18 protein-coding genes are annotated in these 19357 nt (G+C 38.7%); 6 read left to right on the forward strand and 12 right to left on the reverse strand.

Annotation, left to right across the window (positions count from 1 at the left end; translation table 11 throughout):
• Nucleotide 1 precedes the first annotated feature (1 nt).
• Nucleotides 2-1861 carry an Nramp family divalent metal transporter gene (locus AC6H0V_RS03910; RefSeq protein ID WP_497562401.1) on the reverse strand — a complete coding sequence of 620 codons (1860 nt, stop codon included), beginning with the start codon at nucleotides 1859-1861 and terminating at the stop codon, nucleotides 2-4.
• A 3-nt stretch (nucleotides 1862-1864) separates the two neighbouring features.
• Nucleotides 1865-2515, reverse strand: a complete 651-nt coding sequence (locus AC6H0V_RS03915) for a metal-dependent transcriptional regulator (protein WP_497562402.1) — start codon at nucleotides 2513-2515, stop codon at nucleotides 1865-1867.
• 138 nt (nucleotides 2516-2653) lie between these two features.
• Between AC6H0V_RS03915 and AC6H0V_RS03920 the strand changes: the two genes are divergently transcribed.
• Complete coding sequence (locus AC6H0V_RS03920) at nucleotides 2654-3124, forward strand: Lrp/AsnC family transcriptional regulator (protein WP_497562403.1); 471 nt, start codon at nucleotides 2654-2656, stop codon at nucleotides 3122-3124.
• A gap of 47 nt (nucleotides 3125-3171) precedes the next feature.
• Here the strand turns inward: AC6H0V_RS03920 and AC6H0V_RS03925 are convergent, their stop codons facing one another.
• The 3 genes from AC6H0V_RS03925 to AC6H0V_RS03935 form a co-directional block, all read right to left on the reverse strand.
• Nucleotides 3172-3495 (reverse strand): GxxExxY protein, encoded by a 324-nt coding sequence (locus AC6H0V_RS03925; protein WP_497562404.1) that lies wholly within the window; start codon nucleotides 3493-3495, stop codon nucleotides 3172-3174.
• Nucleotides 3496-3772: 277 nt separating this feature from the next.
• Nucleotides 3773-4450 carry a uracil-DNA glycosylase gene (gene ung, locus AC6H0V_RS03930; protein ID WP_497562405.1) on the reverse strand — a complete coding sequence of 226 codons (678 nt, stop codon included), beginning with the start codon at nucleotides 4448-4450 and terminating at the stop codon, nucleotides 3773-3775.
• 1 nt (nucleotide 4451) lies between these two features.
• Nucleotides 4452-4985, reverse strand: coding sequence for a thioredoxin family protein (locus AC6H0V_RS03935; RefSeq protein ID WP_497562406.1), 534 nt, complete (start codon nucleotides 4983-4985; stop codon nucleotides 4452-4454).
• 210 nt (nucleotides 4986-5195) lie between these two features.
• On the opposite strand from AC6H0V_RS03935, the gene AC6H0V_RS03940 reads away from it, so the two are divergent.
• The gene (locus AC6H0V_RS03940) at nucleotides 5196-5735 is read left to right on the forward strand and encodes a DUF2892 domain-containing protein (protein ID WP_497562407.1); all 540 of its coding nucleotides are present in this window, start codon (nucleotides 5196-5198) and stop codon (nucleotides 5733-5735) included.
• Between the two features lie 125 nt (nucleotides 5736-5860).
• Here the strand turns inward: AC6H0V_RS03940 and AC6H0V_RS03945 are convergent, their stop codons facing one another.
• From AC6H0V_RS03945 to AC6H0V_RS03970, 6 genes are all read right to left on the reverse strand, one after another.
• Nucleotides 5861-6073 (reverse strand): hypothetical protein, encoded by a 213-nt coding sequence (locus tag AC6H0V_RS03945; protein WP_497562408.1) that lies wholly within the window; start codon nucleotides 6071-6073, stop codon nucleotides 5861-5863.
• Nucleotides 6074-6198: 125 nt separating this feature from the next.
• Complete coding sequence (gene lysS, locus AC6H0V_RS03950; RefSeq protein ID WP_497562409.1) at nucleotides 6199-7944, reverse strand: lysine--tRNA ligase; 1746 nt, start codon at nucleotides 7942-7944, stop codon at nucleotides 6199-6201.
• A gap of 163 nt (nucleotides 7945-8107) precedes the next feature.
• Nucleotides 8108-10015: an AMP-dependent synthetase/ligase gene (locus AC6H0V_RS03955; RefSeq protein ID WP_497562410.1), complete on the reverse strand. Its 1908-nt coding sequence runs from the start codon at nucleotides 10013-10015 to the stop codon at nucleotides 8108-8110.
• A 349-nt stretch (nucleotides 10016-10364) separates the two neighbouring features.
• Nucleotides 10365-10691 (reverse strand): HesB/IscA family protein, encoded by a 327-nt coding sequence (locus AC6H0V_RS03960; protein ID WP_497562411.1) that lies wholly within the window; start codon nucleotides 10689-10691, stop codon nucleotides 10365-10367.
• A gap of 71 nt (nucleotides 10692-10762) precedes the next feature.
• Nucleotides 10763-11176 carry a Fe-S cluster assembly scaffold IscU gene (gene iscU, locus AC6H0V_RS03965; RefSeq protein WP_497562412.1) on the reverse strand — a complete coding sequence of 138 codons (414 nt, stop codon included), beginning with the start codon at nucleotides 11174-11176 and terminating at the stop codon, nucleotides 10763-10765.
• Nucleotides 11177-11289: 113 nt separating this feature from the next.
• Nucleotides 11290-12501: an IscS subfamily cysteine desulfurase gene (locus AC6H0V_RS03970; protein WP_497562413.1), complete on the reverse strand. Its 1212-nt coding sequence runs from the start codon at nucleotides 12499-12501 to the stop codon at nucleotides 11290-11292.
• Between the two features lie 208 nt (nucleotides 12502-12709).
• On the opposite strand from AC6H0V_RS03970, the gene mce reads away from it, so the two are divergent.
• The 3 genes from mce (at nucleotide 12710) to AC6H0V_RS03985 (ending at nucleotide 17266) form a co-directional block, all read left to right on the forward strand.
• Nucleotides 12710-13117 (forward strand): methylmalonyl-CoA epimerase, encoded by a 408-nt coding sequence (gene mce / locus AC6H0V_RS03975; protein WP_497562414.1) that lies wholly within the window; start codon nucleotides 12710-12712, stop codon nucleotides 13115-13117.
• A 273-nt stretch (nucleotides 13118-13390) separates the two neighbouring features.
• Nucleotides 13391-16846, forward strand: a complete 3456-nt coding sequence (locus tag AC6H0V_RS03980) for a T9SS type B sorting domain-containing protein (RefSeq protein WP_497562415.1) — start codon at nucleotides 13391-13393, stop codon at nucleotides 16844-16846.
• Nucleotides 16847-16975: 129 nt separating this feature from the next.
• Nucleotides 16976-17266, forward strand: a complete 291-nt coding sequence (locus AC6H0V_RS03985; protein ID WP_497562416.1) for a hypothetical protein — start codon at nucleotides 16976-16978, stop codon at nucleotides 17264-17266.
• Nucleotides 17267-17398: 132 nt separating this feature from the next.
• On the opposite strand, the gene AC6H0V_RS03990 is transcribed toward AC6H0V_RS03985, so the two are convergent.
• Entirely contained in the window at nucleotides 17399-17812 is a 414-nt protein-coding gene (locus AC6H0V_RS03990; RefSeq protein WP_497562417.1) for a DoxX family protein, read from the reverse strand.
• Between the two features lie 405 nt (nucleotides 17813-18217).
• Between AC6H0V_RS03990 and AC6H0V_RS03995 the strand changes: the two genes are divergently transcribed.
• Nucleotides 18218-18952, forward strand: a complete 735-nt coding sequence (locus AC6H0V_RS03995; RefSeq protein ID WP_497562418.1) for a hypothetical protein — start codon at nucleotides 18218-18220, stop codon at nucleotides 18950-18952.
• Nucleotides 18953-19357: the final 405 nt, after the last annotated feature.

The following is a 19357-nucleotide window of genomic DNA, read 5'->3' on the forward strand; positions in this document are numbered from 1 at the left end:
GTTATCTTACAATTAAAACCGGGATGGTTACTTTATGTCTTACTGAATCAACTGTGGTGCCAAACACCAAGTCTTTTATGCCTTTATGACCGTGAGCACCCATCACCAAAAGTTCAATATCATTTTGTTTGGTGATATCCGCTATAGCTTTTGCGGTACCGCCAAATCCTATATGAGCTGATGATTCGTAGCCTAGATCCAATAGATTGAATTTATATTTTTCAAGATTTTCAGTGTCTGTTTGCGTCTCATGGTCCATTGCCGTTTTGCCATGGTAACGAGCTACAGCAGTTTCTACCACATGGATCAGGTAATAGTGGGCTTCTTTTCCTCCCTGTATCAGGGCATGGCGGATCGTATTGCGATCGTTCTTAGAGAAGTCTACAGTTATGCCAATTTTCTTGTAATTGATTTTTTCTACGTTTTCTATGGCTAGCGCATTTCCATGGGGTACATTTCCAACACGTTGTTTCCTGTTTATTAAAGGATAAACAAAGATGTACAACAATAATAGAGCGACTAAAATCGCCAAAGGGATAGCAATTACATAAATATACCAGCCATTTGAGGTAGCCATCCAACCTGTAATTTCTTCCACTACCAATTTGATATTTAAGCTTATTATAACTACCGCACTCATCCATGCTAATACCTTTACCCATGTTTTAATGGTGAAATCTTTCATCTCTTTTTTATCAGAGGTAAGATGGATTAAGGGAATGATGGCAAACCCAAGCTGTAAACTTAACACCACCTGACTTAATATCAGTAAACCTCCTAGAGCGCCTTCGCCCCCAAAAAACAAAATGGTACAAAATGCAGGAATTATTGCGAGCAAACGCGTAAGTAACCGTCGTAGCCATGGCTGGATCCTTAAATTTAAATGCCCCTCCATAATGATCTGTCCGGCTAATGTGCCGGTTACCGTAGAACTTTGTCCGGCAGCAATCAGCGCTATTGCAAATAGTTTTGGTGCAATATCTCCGAAAATGTTAGTGAGTAGCCGGTAAGCATCCTGTATTTCGGCAACTTCATGAAATCCATTTTTAAAAAATGCAGCAGCAGCGAGTATTAATATAGCTGCATTAACAAAGAAGGCAAGGTTTAGTGCCACTGCAGTATCGATAAAGTTAAATTTAATAGCTTCAAGAATCCCTTTTTTATCCCGATCAAATTTTCTGGTCTGCACTAAAGACGAGTGGAGGTAAAGGTTATGCGGCATCACGGTAGCCCCGATAATACCAATAGCAATATACAGTGCCTCTCCAGATAACATGGAAGGTTCAAAACCCCTGATTACTTCATGAAATACGGGTTGCACGATAAACATTTCGGCCAAAAAAGCTATTCCAACAATAAACACCATCGAAACAATAAATGCCTCCATTTTGCGCATCCCTTTATTAAGCAGGAACAAAAGCAATACGGTATCAAATATGGTAATTGAAATTCCCCAGATCAATGGCAATCCAAATAGCAGATTTAAACCAATCGCCATTCCGATAATTTCGGCCAGATCGCAAGCAACGATAGCTGTTTGCGCCAAAATAAATAACGGAAAATTTACCCATTTTGGATATGCATTTCTAGATGCTTGTGCCAGATCAAGACCTCTAACAATACCTAATCGGGCACTTAGCGATTGCAATAAAAGCGCAATGAGGTTCGACATTAATAAAATCCAGATCAGCTGATATCCAAATTTACTTCCCCCGGCAATATCCGTAGCCCAGTTTCCTGGATCCATGTAACCCACACTTACCAAATAAGCAGGGCCGATAAAGGCTAAGATTCTTTTCCAACCCTTTCGTTTATCTGTTGCAATGCTTTTATGAACCTCACTAAGTGATTGTTTTTCCATGTTTTACTTGCTTATTAAAATGTGTGTGGCAACTTCTCTACTAATATTTACTCTTTTTTCGTCGATTAATAATTCGACCGAACCATCAAAATCGATGATTTCTGCTATGATTATTTTTTTGCCCAATGTTAGACCCAATCGCTCCAAGTGCTTTAAAAAGGGAGAGGAGTGCTCGCTAACCCCTGTAATCGTTCCTTTATCCTTAACCTTAAGCTTACTTAGCTTCACAAAAGAGAGGTTAGCAAAATTTCCATATTGGTCGGGAATAAGATCTCCGTGAGGATCAACCTTTGGGAAGTCTAAAAACTCGTCCAGTCGCTCAACCAAAAGAGTTGATTTTATATGCTCCAACTCCTCCGCTACATCATGCACCTCATCCCATTTGAAATTGAGTTTTTCTACCAAAAAAACTTCCCATAAACGATGCTTCCTAACAATATTAATTGCTGATAGTTTTCCTTTTTCTGTTAAAGTAACCCCTTGATACTTTACATAATCAACAAGTTCTTTGTCTGAAAGCTTTTTTAGCATATCAGTTACCGAAGCCGCTTTGGTTTGAATGCGCTCTGCAATTGCGTTAGTTTGAACGGGATTGCTTACTTCAGATAAATGATAAATTATTTTTAGGTAATTCTCCTCTGTATAAGATTGCATTTTTGTTGGTCTAATTTTAAATTTAGACAAATCTAAAAATTATTTTGTAAAATAAAAAGTATTTTTAGTTCTATTTTGTAGAATTATATTTGGCAAAGAGCACTCAGTATGCTACCTTTGGGAACAATCATCAACACTATGGCTGCAGAACTAGATAAAATTGATTTTAAAATTCTCAAACTATTACAAGAAAATGGTAGGATAACCAACTTGCTTTTATCCCAGGAGATTGGCTTATCGCCCGCCCCAACCTTAGAGAGGGTACGTAAATTGGAGATGTCTGGTTACATTAAAAGTTACCATGCCTTGGTTGATGAGGAGAAGTTGGGTTTAGGAATAAAGACATTTATTCAGGTTCAATTAGACTTTCATAAAAACAATACTATTCAGATCTTTTTGGACGAAGTGAACCAGATCAAAGAAATCACCGAGTGCCATCATGTAACTGGCCAGGCCGACTTTCTATTAAAAGTTTACGTAAATGACATCAAATCTTACGAGCGTTTAATCATGGATAAGATCAGCAAGATTTCTGTGGTTAAAACATTTCAAACGATGATGATTATGTCTACTACGAAGAAAGAGCCTATTGTGCCGTTAGCGTATTAATTGATTCACCACCTTAGGATGCTTAGAAACCTTAGAATAAGCTAAAGTTATTTTAGAAGATAGAAGAATTCATTCACTAAGGGTTTTTTCCCATGTTGAACGATATTCGTGCAATTAAAGTTTATCAATAAACCTTTAGGTGCATTCAACATTTTCATATAAGTTAATACTTGAGCCTCATGAACAGGAAGCAAACATTCTACTGCTTTAATTTCTAGAATAATGCAATTTTCCACATAAAAATCTGCTCTTAAATCGCTGTTTAAAATAATTCCCTTATAATTTAGAGGAATTATCTTTTCGGCAACAAAATTTATTCCTCGTATTTCAAGTTCTTTCTTCAAGCATTTTTGGTATGTACTCTCTAACAACCCAGGCCCTAATTTTTTATGGACTTCTATACATGCTCCGGTGATTTGATATTCTAATTATCAATAAAACTTTTGTTGATCATTTTTAAATTTAGCACTACACCTCTTCAAAAACGAATTTGTGATAATTTGTACTTTATACGAATAAAATGTTCAGTAAAAGCGATATTTTGACCGTTTAGAAGGATTAAAATTTTTTTAGATGGGGAATATTATCTGTCTGCTTTAACTTTTAGCTTAGGTTTCTTAGCTTTCTCAGGTGGTGAAAACACTGAGCTTACCCCGGGATTTGCCAATCAATCTTCCCCAACCCTTCTTTCTCCAAGATTTCATTCGTTTTTTTAAAGTGGTTGCTTCCAAAGAAACCATTATAGGCCGAAAAGGGTGAGGGGTGGGCTGCTTTTAGCACGAAATGTTTGTTTGTATCGATTAAACTTTCTTTCTGCTGTGCGTATCTGCCCCAAAGTAGAAATACTATTCCTTTTTTCTTTTCAGACAGGGTAGCGATTACATGATCAGTAAATTGCTCCCAGCCTTTGTTTTGGTGAGAGCCTGCCTCATGCGCACGCACCGTAAGAGTAGCATTTAATAACAGTACACCTTGATCTGCCCAAGAAGTTAGGTTACCATGTGAGGGCATTTTAAAATCGGTAAATTCTTCGGCTAATTCTTTGTACATGTTTTTTAAAGAGGGGGGGATAGTGATCCCTTTTTGCACCGAAAACGAAAGTCCGTGGGCCTGACCTTGACCGTGGTAAGGATCCTGACCTAGAATAACCACTTTAACCTCATCAAAAGGGGTGTGATTGAATGCGTTAAAGATCTCTGCGTTTTTGGGATAAACAGTAAATCCTTTCTGCTTCTCTTCGAGCAAAAAGGATTTCAGTTCTTTCATATAAGGTTTTTCGAGCTCACTGCCCAATACCGTTAACCAGCCTGGTTCTAGTGCCGCCATCTTATTTGCTTTTGCTCAACGATGTTGCCGTTAATAGCTTAAGCATATCTTTTTCAAGTGTTTCTGTAGGATGTTCAGTTATTCTGGCTACTTCAGTTCCATTTTTATCATTGAAGATAAAGGTGGGTACATTCGTGATTTTAAGGTTATCAATCAGCCCGTTCTCGGCATGTTTTGTGCCATCAACCGCAATAATCTTAATTTTATTCTCTTCGATTTTCAGGGCATCCATTATTTTTAAAAAGTGTGGAACCTGAAATTTACTGTCACCGCACCAAGTACCAAGTACGATTGTAATCTGTTTCCCTTTTAAAGCTTTGGATAAACTTTTAAGTAAGGTCGAATCAGGAACATAGGAAGCATAATTAGGGTCGTAACTTTCTTTGAATTCGGCAAAAGAAGTAATCCCTTCTCTAGAGCATACATTAATCATTACTTGTTTGTGCCTGTTCGGATCCTCAATTTTTTTGTCTAGCTCTTGTGCGCCTGCGTTCATGGCAAATAATAGAATAATAAAGGTTAATATATTTCTCATTTAGGTAAATTGTTTAGGTTAAGACTAATAAGAGCATCAATGGTTTAAAAACATTTGCCTTGCCATTATTTAGTACGATTTTTTGTTAAAACGATAGGGTTTAACTTATCAATTCAACATGAAGTATCATAAATTAATTAGATAAAATTATAAATTTTAAATCTATTTTTTGGTATTTAAAACCGATATTTGCACAAATATTATATTTCTATGCCAAATTTTATACGTCTCATTATAGGTTTTGCTTTTGTGGGTGCGGCAGTTGCACTTTTTATTTTCGGTTTTTGGGGATGGGGGATACTGCTCGTGTTTTTGAGTATTTTCGTCTTCATTACTTTTTTCTACAATGAGAATATGCTTATTACCCAGTGGTTTTTACGCAAGGATAATATGCCTAAGGCCGAACAATTTATTGGCAGGATCAAAAACTACGAAAAAGAGTTAAATCGCGTTCAACACGGCTATTATAATTTGCTTATTGGTTTAATCGAATCAAGAAAAGCTCCTATGAAATCAGAAAAATATTTCAAAGCAGCGTTAAATTTAGGCCTGCATATGGACCATAATGTTGCATTAGCAAAATTAAGCTTAGCCGGAATTGCGATGGGCAAACGGAACAAAAGAGAAGCCCAAATGTACCTAACCGAAGCTAAAAAAGCGGATAAAAATAAATTGCTGGCTGATCAGATCAAACAAATGAAAGATCAAATGGTAATGATGGATAAGCAGCAGGTAAGGTATTCTCGCTAGAGGGAAATTTATCTAAGAGTCCGAAAGTCGGAGGTTTATATAGTATCAATAATTAACGCCAGATTTGCGGATAATGTATCTTCAATCTTCGGACTCTCGGACTTTCCGACTCCCGGACTCCGAGATTACTTATCCCCCAAACAATCGAAATTTTCCTCGTATTCTGAGGAAGTTCTGCTTGCAAAATCTTCATCACAATTTTCGTTCTTCCGGTTAAAAAACAACTCTTCTGCTTGGATACGCTTTATCAATTGGTGAACCAGTGATAGCTTGAATACATCTTTGCTCAGTTTGATGCAGTATTCTTTTTCGGTGATTTCTAAACTCGTACTATTCATAATTGGTAATCGGATGACTTTTAGTCGCCCGATCACTAAATTAAAAAAGGCCAACCGTATTTGTGTACGATTGGCCTTTATGGTTATGTTATCTTTTTGTTAAGTGCTAAGCATAGCGATCGGCGCTAAGCGTTTGGCAAGTCATCCGATGACTTAAACCACGCCGTTACCTCTTCCTTGCTCGGCATAGTTAATTCTAACTTCAATTTTTTCCTCATCCCACCCAAATCATTAAATACCTTGTTGGGGTTTCCTGCCTTCAGGTCTTCAACCGTATTGAAACCCATCTTGCGGATTACCTGAACCCATTCTTCGGCAACGCCTGCATTTACAAAATCCTGATCCGTAGTTATCTTTTGTTTTTTCTCGGCACGCATCTGCGGGAAGAACAATACCTCTTGGATAGTTGATTGGTTAGTCATTAACATTACCAAACGATCTATCCCAATGCCTAAACCAGAAGTTGGCGGCATTCCATATTCTAAGGCACGTACAAAATCATCATCCATGGCCATTGCCTCTTCATCCCCTCTGTCTGCCAACTTCAATTGATCTTCGAAACGTTCTTTCTGATCAATAGGATCATTTAATTCTGAATAGGCATTCGCGATTTCTTTACCATTCACAAATAGTTCGAAACGCTCTACCAAACCTTCTTTACTGCGATGTTTTTTGGCTAACGGGGTCATCTCCAGTGGATAATCGGTAATATAAGTAGGTTGGATCAGGTTAGCTTCTACTTTTTCGCTAAATAATTCATCGATCAGTTTGCCGCGACCCATGGAGTCATCAATCTCTATGTTTAAACTTTTACATGTGTTTTTGATCTCCTCTTCGCTCATGGCAGAAACATCAATTCCAGTGTATTTTTGGATTGATTCGTACATCGTTAATTTCTCGTACGGACCAGCAAAATTAATTTCATGTTCTCCAACTTTAACTAGTGGAGTACTATGGATGGTTACTGCAATTTTTTCCAGGCATTCTTCTACCATGCCCATCATCCAAATGTAGTCTTTATAGGCTACATAGATTTCCATTGCCGTAAATTCTGGATTATGGGTACGGTCCATTCCTTCGTTCCTGAACATTTTACCAAATTCGTAAACCCCATCAAAACCAGCTACAATTAATCTTTTTAGATATAGCTCATTCGCAATGCGAAGAAACAAGGGCATATCTAAGGTATTGTGATGCGTTGCAAACGGACGGGCAGCCGCGCCACCGTGAACCGCTTGTAAGATCGGTGTTTCAACTTCCATCCAGCCCTGACTATCGAAGTAGTTCCGCATGGTATTAATTACCTTAGATCTATTAATAAAAATCTGCTTGTAATCAGGATTAACCGTTAAATCTACATAGCGCATGCGGTAACGGAGCTCCGGATTCGTAAAACCGTCGTAAACATTACCCTCATCATCACGTTTTACGATAGGTAAGGGGCGCAAAGATTTGCTCAACACAGTGAACTTGGTTACATGAATGGAGATTTCTCCAGTTTGGGTAGTAAATACATAGCCTTCAATACCAATAAAATCGCCGATATCCAATAATTTTTTGAATACGGTGTTGTATAAGGTCTTATCTTCTCCAGGGCAAAGCTCATCACGTTTCAAATAGATTTGGATGCGGCCCGTTGCGTCTTGTAGCTCGGCAAATGAAGCAGCTCCCATAATATTACGGCCCATTATCCTTCCAGCAATGCTGATGGTTTTGTAGGCCGTCTTATCTTTTTCGTAATTAGCTAAAATGTCTGCTGCATTAGCATTAATTTCATATGCTTCTGCAGGATAGGGATTGATGCCTAGCGCACGCAATTGTTTTAATGAATCGCGACGTAAAATTTCCTGTTCTGATAATCCTGTACTCATTTATAGTATTTTTTGCAAAAGTAATGAATTTTCACCACCTAAGACACCTGAGTTCTCCTTAGTTTAAAATCTTTTAGAAATTAAATGTTTTGTCTATTCTCCTGCTAAGTACGTTGAAGTTCTTAGCTTTCTAAGCATCCTTAGGTGGTTAAGGCATAAGAACCTACTCCGCCTCAACCCCATCCAAATACATCGCATCAATCGCGTCCGCGTATTTCTTTTCTACTACCCGGCGTTTAACCTTAAGGGTAGGGGTAATTTCGCCATCATCGATGCTAAACGGATTGCGCTTGATCTTGAAGTTTTTAATCCGCTCGAACTTGGCCAGTTCATTTGATATTTTTTTGATGTCTTTTTCAAACCAGTCTTTAATCTCCTGATTTTCTATAAAATTATCGCCTTCTTGAAAGAAAGATTCCTTAAGGTTGAATGTTTCTTGTAGAGTTTCTTTGTTAGGAATAATAATCGCCGTGATATACTCTCGTTTATCGCCAATTAAAAACAACTGGTCGATCTTTGGACTTTTCAAATAGATGTTTTCTACTGGGGTGGGGTATACGTTTTTGCCGTACGCATTCACGATCATGTTTTTTAAACGATCGGTAATTTGCAGGTTGCCTTTGTAAAAACGACCAATATCACCAGTATGGAACCATCTATCCCGATCTATGGCTTCAGCGGTTTCGGCGGGCTTGTTAAAATAGCCTTTCATTACGCAATGCCCACGTACGATCACTTCGCCTTCGGCACATTCAAAATCTTCGTTAAATGTATCGTGGGTCTGAATGTTGATCATCTCCTTGGTTTCTACATCTTGGATCCCGACCTCGATACCCGGTATAACCCTCCCCACGGTACCATAAACCTGACGGTGATATTCAGTTACCGACATCACGGGCGAAGTTTCTGTTAGGCCAAAACCCTCAAGGACTTTAATGCCGAGGTCCCCAAAAAACTCGCCCACATTGCGTGGAAGCGCGGCTCCGCCCGAAAGCATGAATTTTAACCTTCCCCCGGTTTTTTCTTTAATTTTACTAAACACTAATTTTTCGGCCACTGCCTTTTTTCCCGCCAGGATCAAACCAGGATTTTTACCTGCTTCTTTCGCATGGCGATAATTTTTACCCGTTTCTACTGCCCAGGTAAATATTTTCGCTTTTAATCCGCCCTCCGCTGTTCCAGATTTGATCGCTTTGTCGTGGATCCGTTCTAACAACCTCGGTACGCAAGACATTACCGTAGGCCTAACTTCGCCCATATTTTTGGCCAATAATTCTAAGCTCTGTGCAAAGGCCATTTTACAACCTTGTGCACAGCAAACATGATAGGTTGCGGTACGTTCAAAAACATGTGATAAGGGTAAAAATGAAAGAAAAGTTTCAGTTTCATCAATCACAGGGATCTGTTGTAAACATACTTCTACATTTTTAACAAAGTTATTATGCGTTAATACCACTCCTTTGGGCGTTCCCGTGGTGCCGGAGGTATAAATTAAGGAGGAAATATCACTTGGTAAAACTTCTCTCCGGCGCTGATTAATGGCATGTTGTTCCTCAGCACTTACCGTTTTTTCTAACAAAGTTGAAAAAGGAATAATTTCAATAGCCAAACCCGCAGGAACAGCAACTTTTTCGTAACCCTCAAATGCTGGGATGATATATTTCAGTTCTTGACAACCGGCTGCGATCTTTAAGATTTTCTTTAGGAGAAAGGGATTGCCTACCAGTAAAGCTTTAATGCCCGAATCGTTGATGATATATTCAACTTCATGTTCTGAAAGGGTAGGGTAGATGGAAGTGTTGATTACGCCAATCTGCTGGATACCCTGATCGAAATACACATATTCTGGAGAATTTTCGATCATTAATCCCAATCTATCGCCCTTGGCAATTCCTTTTTCCAGAAAGAAGGCCGATATCGAATCAGCCTTTAGCAAGGTAGCCGCAAAGGAAATTTCCTCCCAAGTGGATCCTTTTTTATGAATTAAGAATGTTTCTTCTGGTTTATGGATGTTTTCTACTACGTTGCGCAATAAACTCGGGACTGTAGAAAATTCATTAAATGATACCATGAGCTAATATTTGGTGTTTTGATTGCAAGGTACAAAAATAAGAAAAATTTCACCACGTAGATTCATTTGAATTTTCACCACCTTAGGCGGCTTAGAAACCTAAGGGCATGGCATATATTTTTTTTCACCATCTTAGACATCTAAGTTACATCTTAGCGTATCTAAATCTTAGATGTTTCTAAGATGCCTTAGATGGTAAAATTATGCGCCGCGCTCCAAAAAATACCAACTAGGGTTTTTTCTAAGGTATTGTCTTAGCTTTCTTAGCAACCTTAGGTGGTTTAACAAAAAAAGTCCCGCATATTGCGAGACTTCTTGTTGGTCGGGATTTAAATACAGACCGGTAAAATTAAACAGAAAAACTTTCGCCACAGCCACAAGAGCGACTGGCGTTTGGATTATTAAAAGCAAAACCTTTGCCATTTAGGCCATCGGTAAAATCTAGTTCAGTGCCCGCTAGGTAAAGGAAAGATTTCATATCTAGGGCTATTTTAATGCCACGATCTTCGAAAAACTGATCCCCTTTTTTCTCCTCGTTATCAAAATCTAAATTATATGATAAACCAGAGCAACCTCCACCTTTTACAGAAACCCGTAAAAAATAGTCAGAACCCAGTTGCGAATCCTGCATCAGGTGATCTATTTTGCTTTTTGCTTTGTCGGTAATAGTTATCATAGTCGTAATTTGTTAGGCGTTTGGCGTTTGGCGTTTTGCTCGCTTAACGCTTATCGCCCTCCGCTTATCGTTTAGTGGTGCGATTTCGCCAATTCGAATGCCTCTAAACCATTTTTAACTCTATAATCGTTAATAGCTGATTTAATTGCATCTTCTGCTAATACAGAACAGTGGATTTTAACCGGCGGTAAGGCCAGCTCTTCAACAATGTCCATATTATCAATGGTTAAGGCCTCATCAATTGATTTTCCTTTTAGCCATTCTGTAGCTAAAGATGAAGAAGCAATTGCCGAACCGCAACCAAATGTTTTAAATTTAGCATCAGTAATAATATTTTGATCGTTTACTTCAATCTGCAAACGCATCACATCGCCACACTCAGGCGCACCAACTAAACCTGTACCAACAGATTTGCTGTCTTTATTTAATGTACCAACATTACGAGGGTTGGTATAGTGTTCCATTACTTTTTCTGAATATGCCATTTCTTTGTTTATTTAAATCTCCTAAGGAGATGAATTCATTTAATTTGTTTCGCGTCTGGCGTTAAGTGTTTGGCGATCTGAACGCCTATCGCAAAACGCCTTACGCTTAGCGCCTAGTGCTCTGCCCACTCAATCTTACTCAAATCGATACCATCCTTAAACATTTCCCAAAGGGGAGATAGGTCTCTTAAATGGTTAACCGCTTTTTTGGTATTTTCTATTGCATAATCTACTTCTTCTTCGGTAGTAAATCTTCCTAATCCAAAGCGGATCGAAGAGTGTGCCAAATCATCAGATAGACCTAAACTTTTTAACACATAACTTGGTTCTAGCGAAGCTGATGTACAAGCTGATCCAGAAGATACGGCCAAATCTTTCATCGCCATCATCAATCCCTCACCTTCTACATATTTGAAAGAAATATTGGCTACATGTGGTAAGCGGTGTTCGCGGTTACCATTTACATAACTTTCTTCCATGGTAGTTAAGGCAGCTTCCAATTTATCACGCAATGCGGATAAACGAATAGCTTCTTCATCCATCTCTAAACGACATAGTTCGCAAGCTTTACCTAAACCTACAATTCCTGGTACGTTTAAGGTGCCAGAGCGCATGCCACGTTCGTGACCGCCGCCATCCATTTGCGAAGTAACTTTAACCCTAGGGTTTTTTCTACGAACGTAAAGAGCACCAACGCCTTTCGGACCATACATTTTGTGTGCACTAAAAGCCATTAGATCAATTCCATCAGCATTTACATCAACAGGAATTTTACCAACTGCCTGTGTAGCATCTGTCATAAACAATGCACCATGAGCGTGCGCAAGTGCAGCAATTTCTTTGACAGGCTGTACTACGCCAATCTCGTTGTTGCCATACATGATACAAACCAAGATGGTTTGGGGAGTAAGCGCAGCTTTAAGCTCAGCAAGATCTATCAGACCATCTTCTTTAACCTTTAGATAAGTAACTTTTGCTCCCTGTTTTTCTAAGTGCTTGCAGGTATCTAAAACGGCTTTATGTTCTGTAGTGGCTGTTATAATGTGATTACCTTTTTCTGCATACATTTCATAAACGCCTTTAATTCCTAAATTATCAGCTTCTGTAGCGCCAGAGGTAAAAATGATTTCTTTTTCTGTACAACCAATTAATTTCGCCACTTGCTCACGGGCGTAGTCTACACCTTCTTCAGCTACCCATCCAAAAGCATGATTTCGGCTCGCTGCATTACCAAATTTGCTGGTAAAATACGGCAACATAGCTTCTAACACTCGAGGATCAAGTGGTGTGGTGGCATTATTATCTAAGTAAATTGGAAGTTCCATTACGATAGTTACTTTTTATAATCTCCTGCGGAGACTGGTTAACTTTTTGTTTGGCGTGATGCGTTTGGCGTTCTGCACGCTTACCGCTCCACGCCCTGCGCTCTACGCTTTCACAAAGATAAGAAAAAAAATCCCTAACAATTATAGATAATACCTATGAACCTACAGATAAAACACGCATTTTTACATTACTATAACCTTTTACCCCATGAATAAGATAGAACATATTGGCATTGCCGTAAAAAATCTCAACAACTCGATAGATATTTATCAACGCTTGCTCAATACGGATTGTTATAAAACCGAGCAAGTAGCCTCAGAATATGTTTCAACAGCTTTTTTTAAGACTGGCGAAAACAAAGTTGAATTGCTTGAAGCCACTTCACCAGACAGTCCGATCGCGAAATTTATAGAGCGAAAAGGAGAGGGGATCCACCACATTGCTTTCTTGGTGGATGACATTATCGAAGAAATGGAACGTTTGCACAAAGAAGGGTTTGTACTCCTCAGCGAATCGCCTAAAAAAGGGGCGGATAATAAGATGGTTTGTTTTGTGCACCCGAAGGATACGAATGGGGTGCTTATTGAACTTTGTCAGGAGATTAAATGGGTTTAATTATTTTTCACCACCTCAGAAACCTAAGTATGCTAAGAATGAGCTAAGTTTATTTCTTAGGTTTCTAAGCATCCTTAGGTGGTTAAACATTTTTTCACCACCTCAGAAACCTAAGTATGCTAAGAATAAGCTATTTTATTTCTTAGGTTTCTAAGCACCCTTAGGTGGTTAAAAAACTAAAAATTCTACTAAAATGTTCGTACATATCTAAGATGGTGTAAAAATGAAAATTGTTTCCGCTATTTCGTATGTTAGCTATCACATCCTTTATTAATGCCTAAGATTATTAAACGTATCTCGCTTCTTATTTTATTTCAGCTACTGGCGTTATGGGCTAGTGCTAGTGTTTTTACAGTAACCACCAATGCGGATGCTGGAACAGGAACTTTACGTGAAGCACTAACATTAGCTGCTGCAAACGGTACTACGGATGCAGATGTTATCAATTTTAATTTACCTGATTTGAGTGAAGCCGGTAGGACAATTACCTTGCTAAGTCAGCTCCCAGATGTAACCTCAAATATAACCATCGATGCCTCTACCCAGCCAGGAACTGTGTTTGGGCTAAGTACGGCACGTGTTCAATTGCTTCCCAATTTTGATGCCCAACCTACATTTTATGGGTTAGCTTTGGTGCAGGTACAAGATGTGGCCATTTTTGGGCTTTACATCAAGAATATAAGGCCCTATCCCGGCAATGCCAATAGCAATTATTGGCAGGGCATTGCAATAAGGAGCAGTAAAAACATCACCATTGGTGCTGCAGGAAAAGGAAACGTAATCAGTGGATTTAATTATGATATTGGGATTAACGTTCATTTAACTGGAGGACAAATTCAATACTACGGAGAAAACCTAACCCTAAAAGGGAATTTTGTGGGTATTGAAGCCGATGGAATTACTCTTTCTGCCCTCGTGGCAAGAGAAACAGGAATCGCATTTACCTACGGACAAGTAAATATCGGTGGCAATTTAAATGAAGGCAATTTGTTTCCAAAAGGATTGTCGATTTACCAGGCTAACACCTTAACTAATAACAATCCTAACGATAATATATACACGCTTCCTGCTACAATTAAGATAAGGTACAATAAAATCGGGACCAACCTGGCGGGAACCCAGAAAATTGCCGGCTCAACTGGTCTAAACATGTCTACAGTTAACCCTGGCGGGAAAAATCTGGTCGACATTGAAGATAATGTGATAACAAGCAATGGCTATGGAATTAATATTTTAAATAATGGCTATCAAGTAAATATTAAACGCAATTATGTTGGAACAGACAGGACGTTGAATATAAAATTGCCCCTGCCTACGGGAATTTTTGTGTATTGGGCAGATAATGTATTAATTGGAGGAGCCACCGAAGACGCCAATTACATCGCCAATTGCAAACCAGTGCAAATTTGGCCCTTTTCTAAGGCTATAGTCAGTAAAAATAGTTTTTTTTGTACGGTCGGGGCCTACCCCATGATATTTGACACCTTTGGTACACGACCTTACCCCTTTGTAAAAATCTCAGGCTTCTCAACAACATTTATTAAGGGGACGTCAACGCCGAACGCTACGATCGAGCTGTTTTATAGCGATGCGTGTGGTACTTGCTCGCCAGAAACTTACTTTGGAAGTACCACTAGTGATGCCGCAGGTAATTGGCAATACGATGGGCCCATTAATCCGAGAACAGTAATTGCTTCTGCCACACTAGATAATTTTACTTCCGAGTTTACTCGTGTATTGATTGATGTAAGCAATATTAAAATTTCCTATACATGCACAAATACCGGCTCTATAACAGGGGCGGTACCTTCAAACGCTTCCAATGTGCAATGGTTTGATGAGCAAGGTAATGTGGTTGGTAATACTGCCGACTTGCTTAACGTTCCTCCAGGAAAATATAAATTAAAGGCTTATGGGGGCGACTGCAATACAGAAACTTCCTTTTTTGAGGTACGCAAAAGCTTTACATTAAATGCTGCAAATGTAGTCAGAGTAAATCCATCTTGCGGAAATCCAAGTGGTTCAATTAAAGGAATAACCACTGTAAGCAATGTTGGTGTGCTTAAGTATAGTTGGACAGACGCTGGAAGTAATGAAGTTGGCCAAAGTTTAGATCTGGTTAACATCAAAGCAGGAAGCTATACGCTTTCGGTTAGCAGTGCCAATAATAGCTGTGTAGAAACCTATGGCCCCGTGGTTTTACAGAACACTTCCGGGCCGAACTTAAATGAAAGTGGCTTAGTGGTAACGGCATCAAGTTGTAAAAACAATACAGGAGCCATTACGGGCATAACGGCTACAGGAACAGGAAATTTAGTATACAAATGGAAGAACGCACAAGGTGTGCAGGTGGGCAACACGATAAACTTAACCAATCAACCTGCAGGTAGCTATACACTAGAAGTGAGCGATAACTCGACATGTGGATCGATAAGCACACCGGCCATTACCATCGCAGAAATTAATGGAATTGTGCTCAATGATATCGGATCAGTAAAACCAGCTACATGTGGCAATAAAAATGGAGGAATTACGGGCGTCACGGTTACTGGAGCAACTACTTACGATTGGTTTGATATTTCGAACAACTTGGTTGCCACAACAACTACCGCAGTGCTGGATAATGTAGCTGCCGGAAGCTATTATTTGGTGGCCTATAACGCCTCTTGCGATAAGAAAAGCAAAATATACGTAATTCCAGATGTGCAGAATACTACCGATTATGGTACTCCACAAAATCAGGTGGTTAATGCCAGTTGTAACCTAAACAATGGCTCAATTACGCTAACTTTTAATGGGCAACTTCCAATTACTTATCGTTGGCTTAGCTTAAGCTCAGGCCAAACCGTTGGTACAAATGGTAATAGCTTAACCAACCTAAGTGAAGGAACCTATCAGCTGTACGGAGCGGATGCCAATCAATGTGAGAAACTGATAGGAACTTACAGCGTAGCCAGGGAGCCCGAATTGGCATTGGACGATGCAGGTGTTCAAGTTATTCCAGATCATTGTAACGTAGGCGAGGGAAAGATAACGGGTCTCTTGGTTACAGGTAAGACGCCATTTGGCTATCAATGGACTAACAGCGTGGGAACAGTTATGGGCACAAATTTAGAACTAACAGGGCTAACCGCAAGCACTTACCAACTATCGATTACGGATGGGGTAAACTGCCATACCACTGCTAGTTACACGGTTGCCAACCAGGATCGCGCCATTGCAGAACCATCCATAAAAAATTTAGAAATCTGTGGGCCGGGAAATATTGTGCTCAATGTTGCGAATGTTACCCCACAATATGGATACAGACTATACGACACACCCAATAGTCAGGTTCCAATAGACGAACAAGCATTGGGCAGGTTTGCTGTAAATGTGAACGGGGATAGAAGTTATTTTGTAACTCAATATGTTGGCAATTGCGAAAGCACCAGGAAAGAGGTGAAAATAACGGTTGGTTATAGTTCGGTTCAAATTCCTAATTCGTTTACGCCCAATGGGGATGGGGTAAACGATAACTGGGTAATTAGCGGTGCCGAGGCCTATCCAAAAATGAGCGTCACTTTATTTAATCGGAACGGGGCAAAAGTTTATGAATCTGTTAATTATAAAAATGATTTTAATGGGATGGCAAATGGACATCGACTAGCCATTGGAACCTATTACTATATGTTAAGCATTAATAATGGTTGTAAAGCAATTTCTGGCAGTTTAACGATTTTTCGCTAGAGGTACTAGGAACGCTAAAAGAAGAAAGCGATGGTTAAAAACGATGCTTTCCAAAACAGTATGTAAGTTGAAATTGATTACTTTTGCAAGAACGCGAACCAATGGTGTTATCCCCTTATCTGTTCCAACATGACCGATTCTGCCTCACTCCTTAAACTGGTTTCTAAACACTTTGATGTTCCTGAATCGCTAACCGAATCGCAACTCCGTGAGGCACTGGTGAATGTCTTTGCCTACATGATTGACGACGATTTCCCCAAACTGCTCCAGATTTTATATCGTGCCGATGTAGATCAATACAAACTCAAAGAACTGCTAGAAAACACCGAAGGCAAAAGTTCTGCAGAGGTAATTGCAGATGCGTATATGGAAAGGCAGAAGGCAAAGGTGGAAACTTGGGAGAGGTATAGTGGAGGTTGAAAGGTTGGAATGTTTAAAGGTCGGAAAGTCGGGAAGTCGGGCGCCATAAATTCACCACCTAAGACGCCTTAGAAACCCCAGTGTACGTCCCGTTCTAAGGCACCTTAGGTATCTAAGGTGGTTAATTATAAATTATACCCGTTTAGAGCTTTTAAAAAAACCAGTACTCCACAGGGCCCAAATAACCAGTACAGGCTGAAAGAACAGCCGTGCCAATCGCTTGCCATCAGTATCCAAACCAAAAGCGTCACGATGCTCCCTATATTGCGCAATGTTACCCGGGAAAACCAGTAGAAAAAAGACGGCCAATGCAATACCCATGGCTCTTCGTTGTTTGATCCAAAAAATAAGTGCCAAGCCTAAAGCTATTTCTAAAATTCCCGAACTGATTACAATAAAATCCTTACTAAAAGGAACCCAATCTGGCACCTGCGACTGAAACTCCACCCGTTGTAAGGTGAGATGACCAATGCCAGCAAAGATCATAAATAGGCCAAGGATGATGCGGAAGGTTTTTTGAAGGTGAGAGGTTGGGGTGGTTTGCATGGAAGGATAACAGTTGGTGGGATGGGTTGTTTGGGGAAGGTTGATGATGAGCTTGCTTATGAATGAAAAGTTTTAAAAACTGAGGGAAATCTGCTGTTTTAAAATCAGCATACTTTTGGAGGGTTGCTAAAGAGGATGGGTATTGATGATGGGCAATGAGGTAACCCATAGAAAGATATAATTATTTTGATATTTCATGCAAACTTACATGTTAAATGTGGCCAAATTTCGAAATCAACTAGCAAGAATCCTCAATTATGGTTTCACGTAAAAATTAAGAGAGAGGGGGTTTTATCTTAGTGATTAAAATAGTTAACTATTGAATATTCATAATCTCTAAATTTTAGGAATGATGGATACTTTAAGTTAAATTTAAAAGAAATTGCTCTATAAAAATTAACTCTCATGACAAAGACAAGAAAAGTTTCGTTCAATACGGTCCATAAAAGAAAATGGTTAGATGGGGAAATAACTATTTTTTCTGAGATTTCAGATATTATAACTTATATTCAGAAGTTGAATAAAAAGGCAAAGCATTTTGAAATGAAAGAAGACAAATTTTGCCTATTGCAATCTGCTAAAATAGAAAAGGATAATGAAGGGAATACAACCTTATCAGGTTTATTTAAAAGCGCTAGACATACCTTTAGGCCAAACCTAATAGATAGAGATACTGGGGACGAAAGACCAAGTCCTAAAAAACTATCTGAAGGTGATGTTGAGAAAACGCACTTTGCATTTAAGTTAACAAAAAATGACTTGTTTCTTATAGTTGAAACAAACGGCAATGGGGTTTCGGTTAATCAAATTATTGAATATATAAATGTTTTCACTAAGAAATTTTTGATAGCAAAGGGTAAAAAGAAAGGTTTTACAGTTGAATTTTTTAAAATTGGAAGAAAAGATTTCTTGCTTCAAATAAATTCTATGGAGCGCATAAAGGTTGCTAAGGTATATTTTGATAAAAAATTACTAGGGAGCGCCTGTTTAAATTTTGCTAATAGAACATCTAATCTTCAGCGAGATTTGGAGTTGACAGTTAAAGCAAAGCAAAGTGAAAATATAAAGGAGACTGCAATTGATTTCTGGAACGCATTTTCAGCTAAAAAGAACGATACCATATCAAAAGTAAAGAATTGAAGGTAAAGACAAAAATGGTACAGAAGTCGCTTTAGACACCTCGTTTATGGAATTGACTGATAGTATTGATGTAAATATTAATCCTTTAACAGGAGAAGTTCAAACAATAGAAATGATCAGTGCATTAAAAGCATTTACTAAAGAATTGGAATAATATGTGGTTATTGGTTTTTCTAGATTATTTTAAAACATCCAGTAGCAGGTCATGGATAATAAATTCTTTATTATCAATATTTGTCTGTGCGGGTGTTTTTTGTATTCCTGATAAATTGTCATTCATAGATCTAATAAAACAATTTATAAATAATTCTGTCAGTGTTTTAAGTCTGCTTGTAGGATTTACTGTAGCAATGTTTACTTTGTTAATCACAGTTTCCAACCCTAATGTCGAAGAAATAAAAAGAG

This window comes from Pedobacter sp. NO84 (assembly GCF_059703915.1).

Excerpts from the sequence above, each read along its gene's own strand:
- AC6H0V_RS03910 (WP_497562401.1), bottom strand. The coding sequence starts at position 1,861 with ATGGAAAAACAATCACTTAGTGAGGTTCATAAAAGCATTGCAACAGAT.
- AC6H0V_RS03915 (WP_497562402.1), bottom strand. The coding sequence starts at position 2,515 with ATGCAATCTTATACAGAGGAGAATTACCTAAAAATAATTTATCATTTA.
- AC6H0V_RS03920 (WP_497562403.1), top strand. The coding sequence starts at position 2,654 with ATGGCTGCAGAACTAGATAAAATTGATTTTAAAATTCTCAAACTATTA.
- ung (WP_497562405.1), bottom strand. The coding sequence starts at position 4,450 with ATGGCGGCACTAGAACCAGGCTGGTTAACGGTATTGGGCAGTGAGCTC.
- AC6H0V_RS03935 (WP_497562406.1), bottom strand. The coding sequence starts at position 4,985 with ATGAGAAATATATTAACCTTTATTATTCTATTATTTGCCATGAACGCA.
- AC6H0V_RS03940 (WP_497562407.1), top strand. The coding sequence starts at position 5,196 with ATGCCAAATTTTATACGTCTCATTATAGGTTTTGCTTTTGTGGGTGCG.
- AC6H0V_RS03945 (WP_497562408.1), bottom strand. The coding sequence starts at position 6,073 with ATGAATAGTACGAGTTTAGAAATCACCGAAAAAGAATACTGCATCAAA.
- lysS (WP_497562409.1), bottom strand. The coding sequence starts at position 7,944 with ATGAGTACAGGATTATCAGAACAGGAAATTTTACGTCGCGATTCATTA.
- AC6H0V_RS03955 (WP_497562410.1), bottom strand. The coding sequence starts at position 10,015 with ATGGTATCATTTAATGAATTTTCTACAGTCCCGAGTTTATTGCGCAAC.
- AC6H0V_RS03960 (WP_497562411.1), bottom strand. The coding sequence starts at position 10,691 with ATGATAACTATTACCGACAAAGCAAAAAGCAAAATAGATCACCTGATG.
- iscU (WP_497562412.1), bottom strand. The coding sequence starts at position 11,176 with ATGGCATATTCAGAAAAAGTAATGGAACACTATACCAACCCTCGTAAT.
- AC6H0V_RS03970 (WP_497562413.1), bottom strand. The coding sequence starts at position 12,501 with ATGGAACTTCCAATTTACTTAGATAATAATGCCACCACACCACTTGAT.
- mce (WP_497562414.1), top strand. The coding sequence starts at position 12,710 with ATGAATAAGATAGAACATATTGGCATTGCCGTAAAAAATCTCAACAAC.
- AC6H0V_RS03980 (WP_497562415.1), top strand. The coding sequence starts at position 13,391 with ATGCCTAAGATTATTAAACGTATCTCGCTTCTTATTTTATTTCAGCTA.
- AC6H0V_RS03985 (WP_497562416.1), top strand. The coding sequence starts at position 16,976 with ATGACCGATTCTGCCTCACTCCTTAAACTGGTTTCTAAACACTTTGAT.
- AC6H0V_RS03990 (WP_497562417.1), bottom strand. The coding sequence starts at position 17,812 with ATGCAAACCACCCCAACCTCTCACCTTCAAAAAACCTTCCGCATCATC.
- AC6H0V_RS03995 (WP_497562418.1), top strand. The coding sequence starts at position 18,218 with ATGACAAAGACAAGAAAAGTTTCGTTCAATACGGTCCATAAAAGAAAA.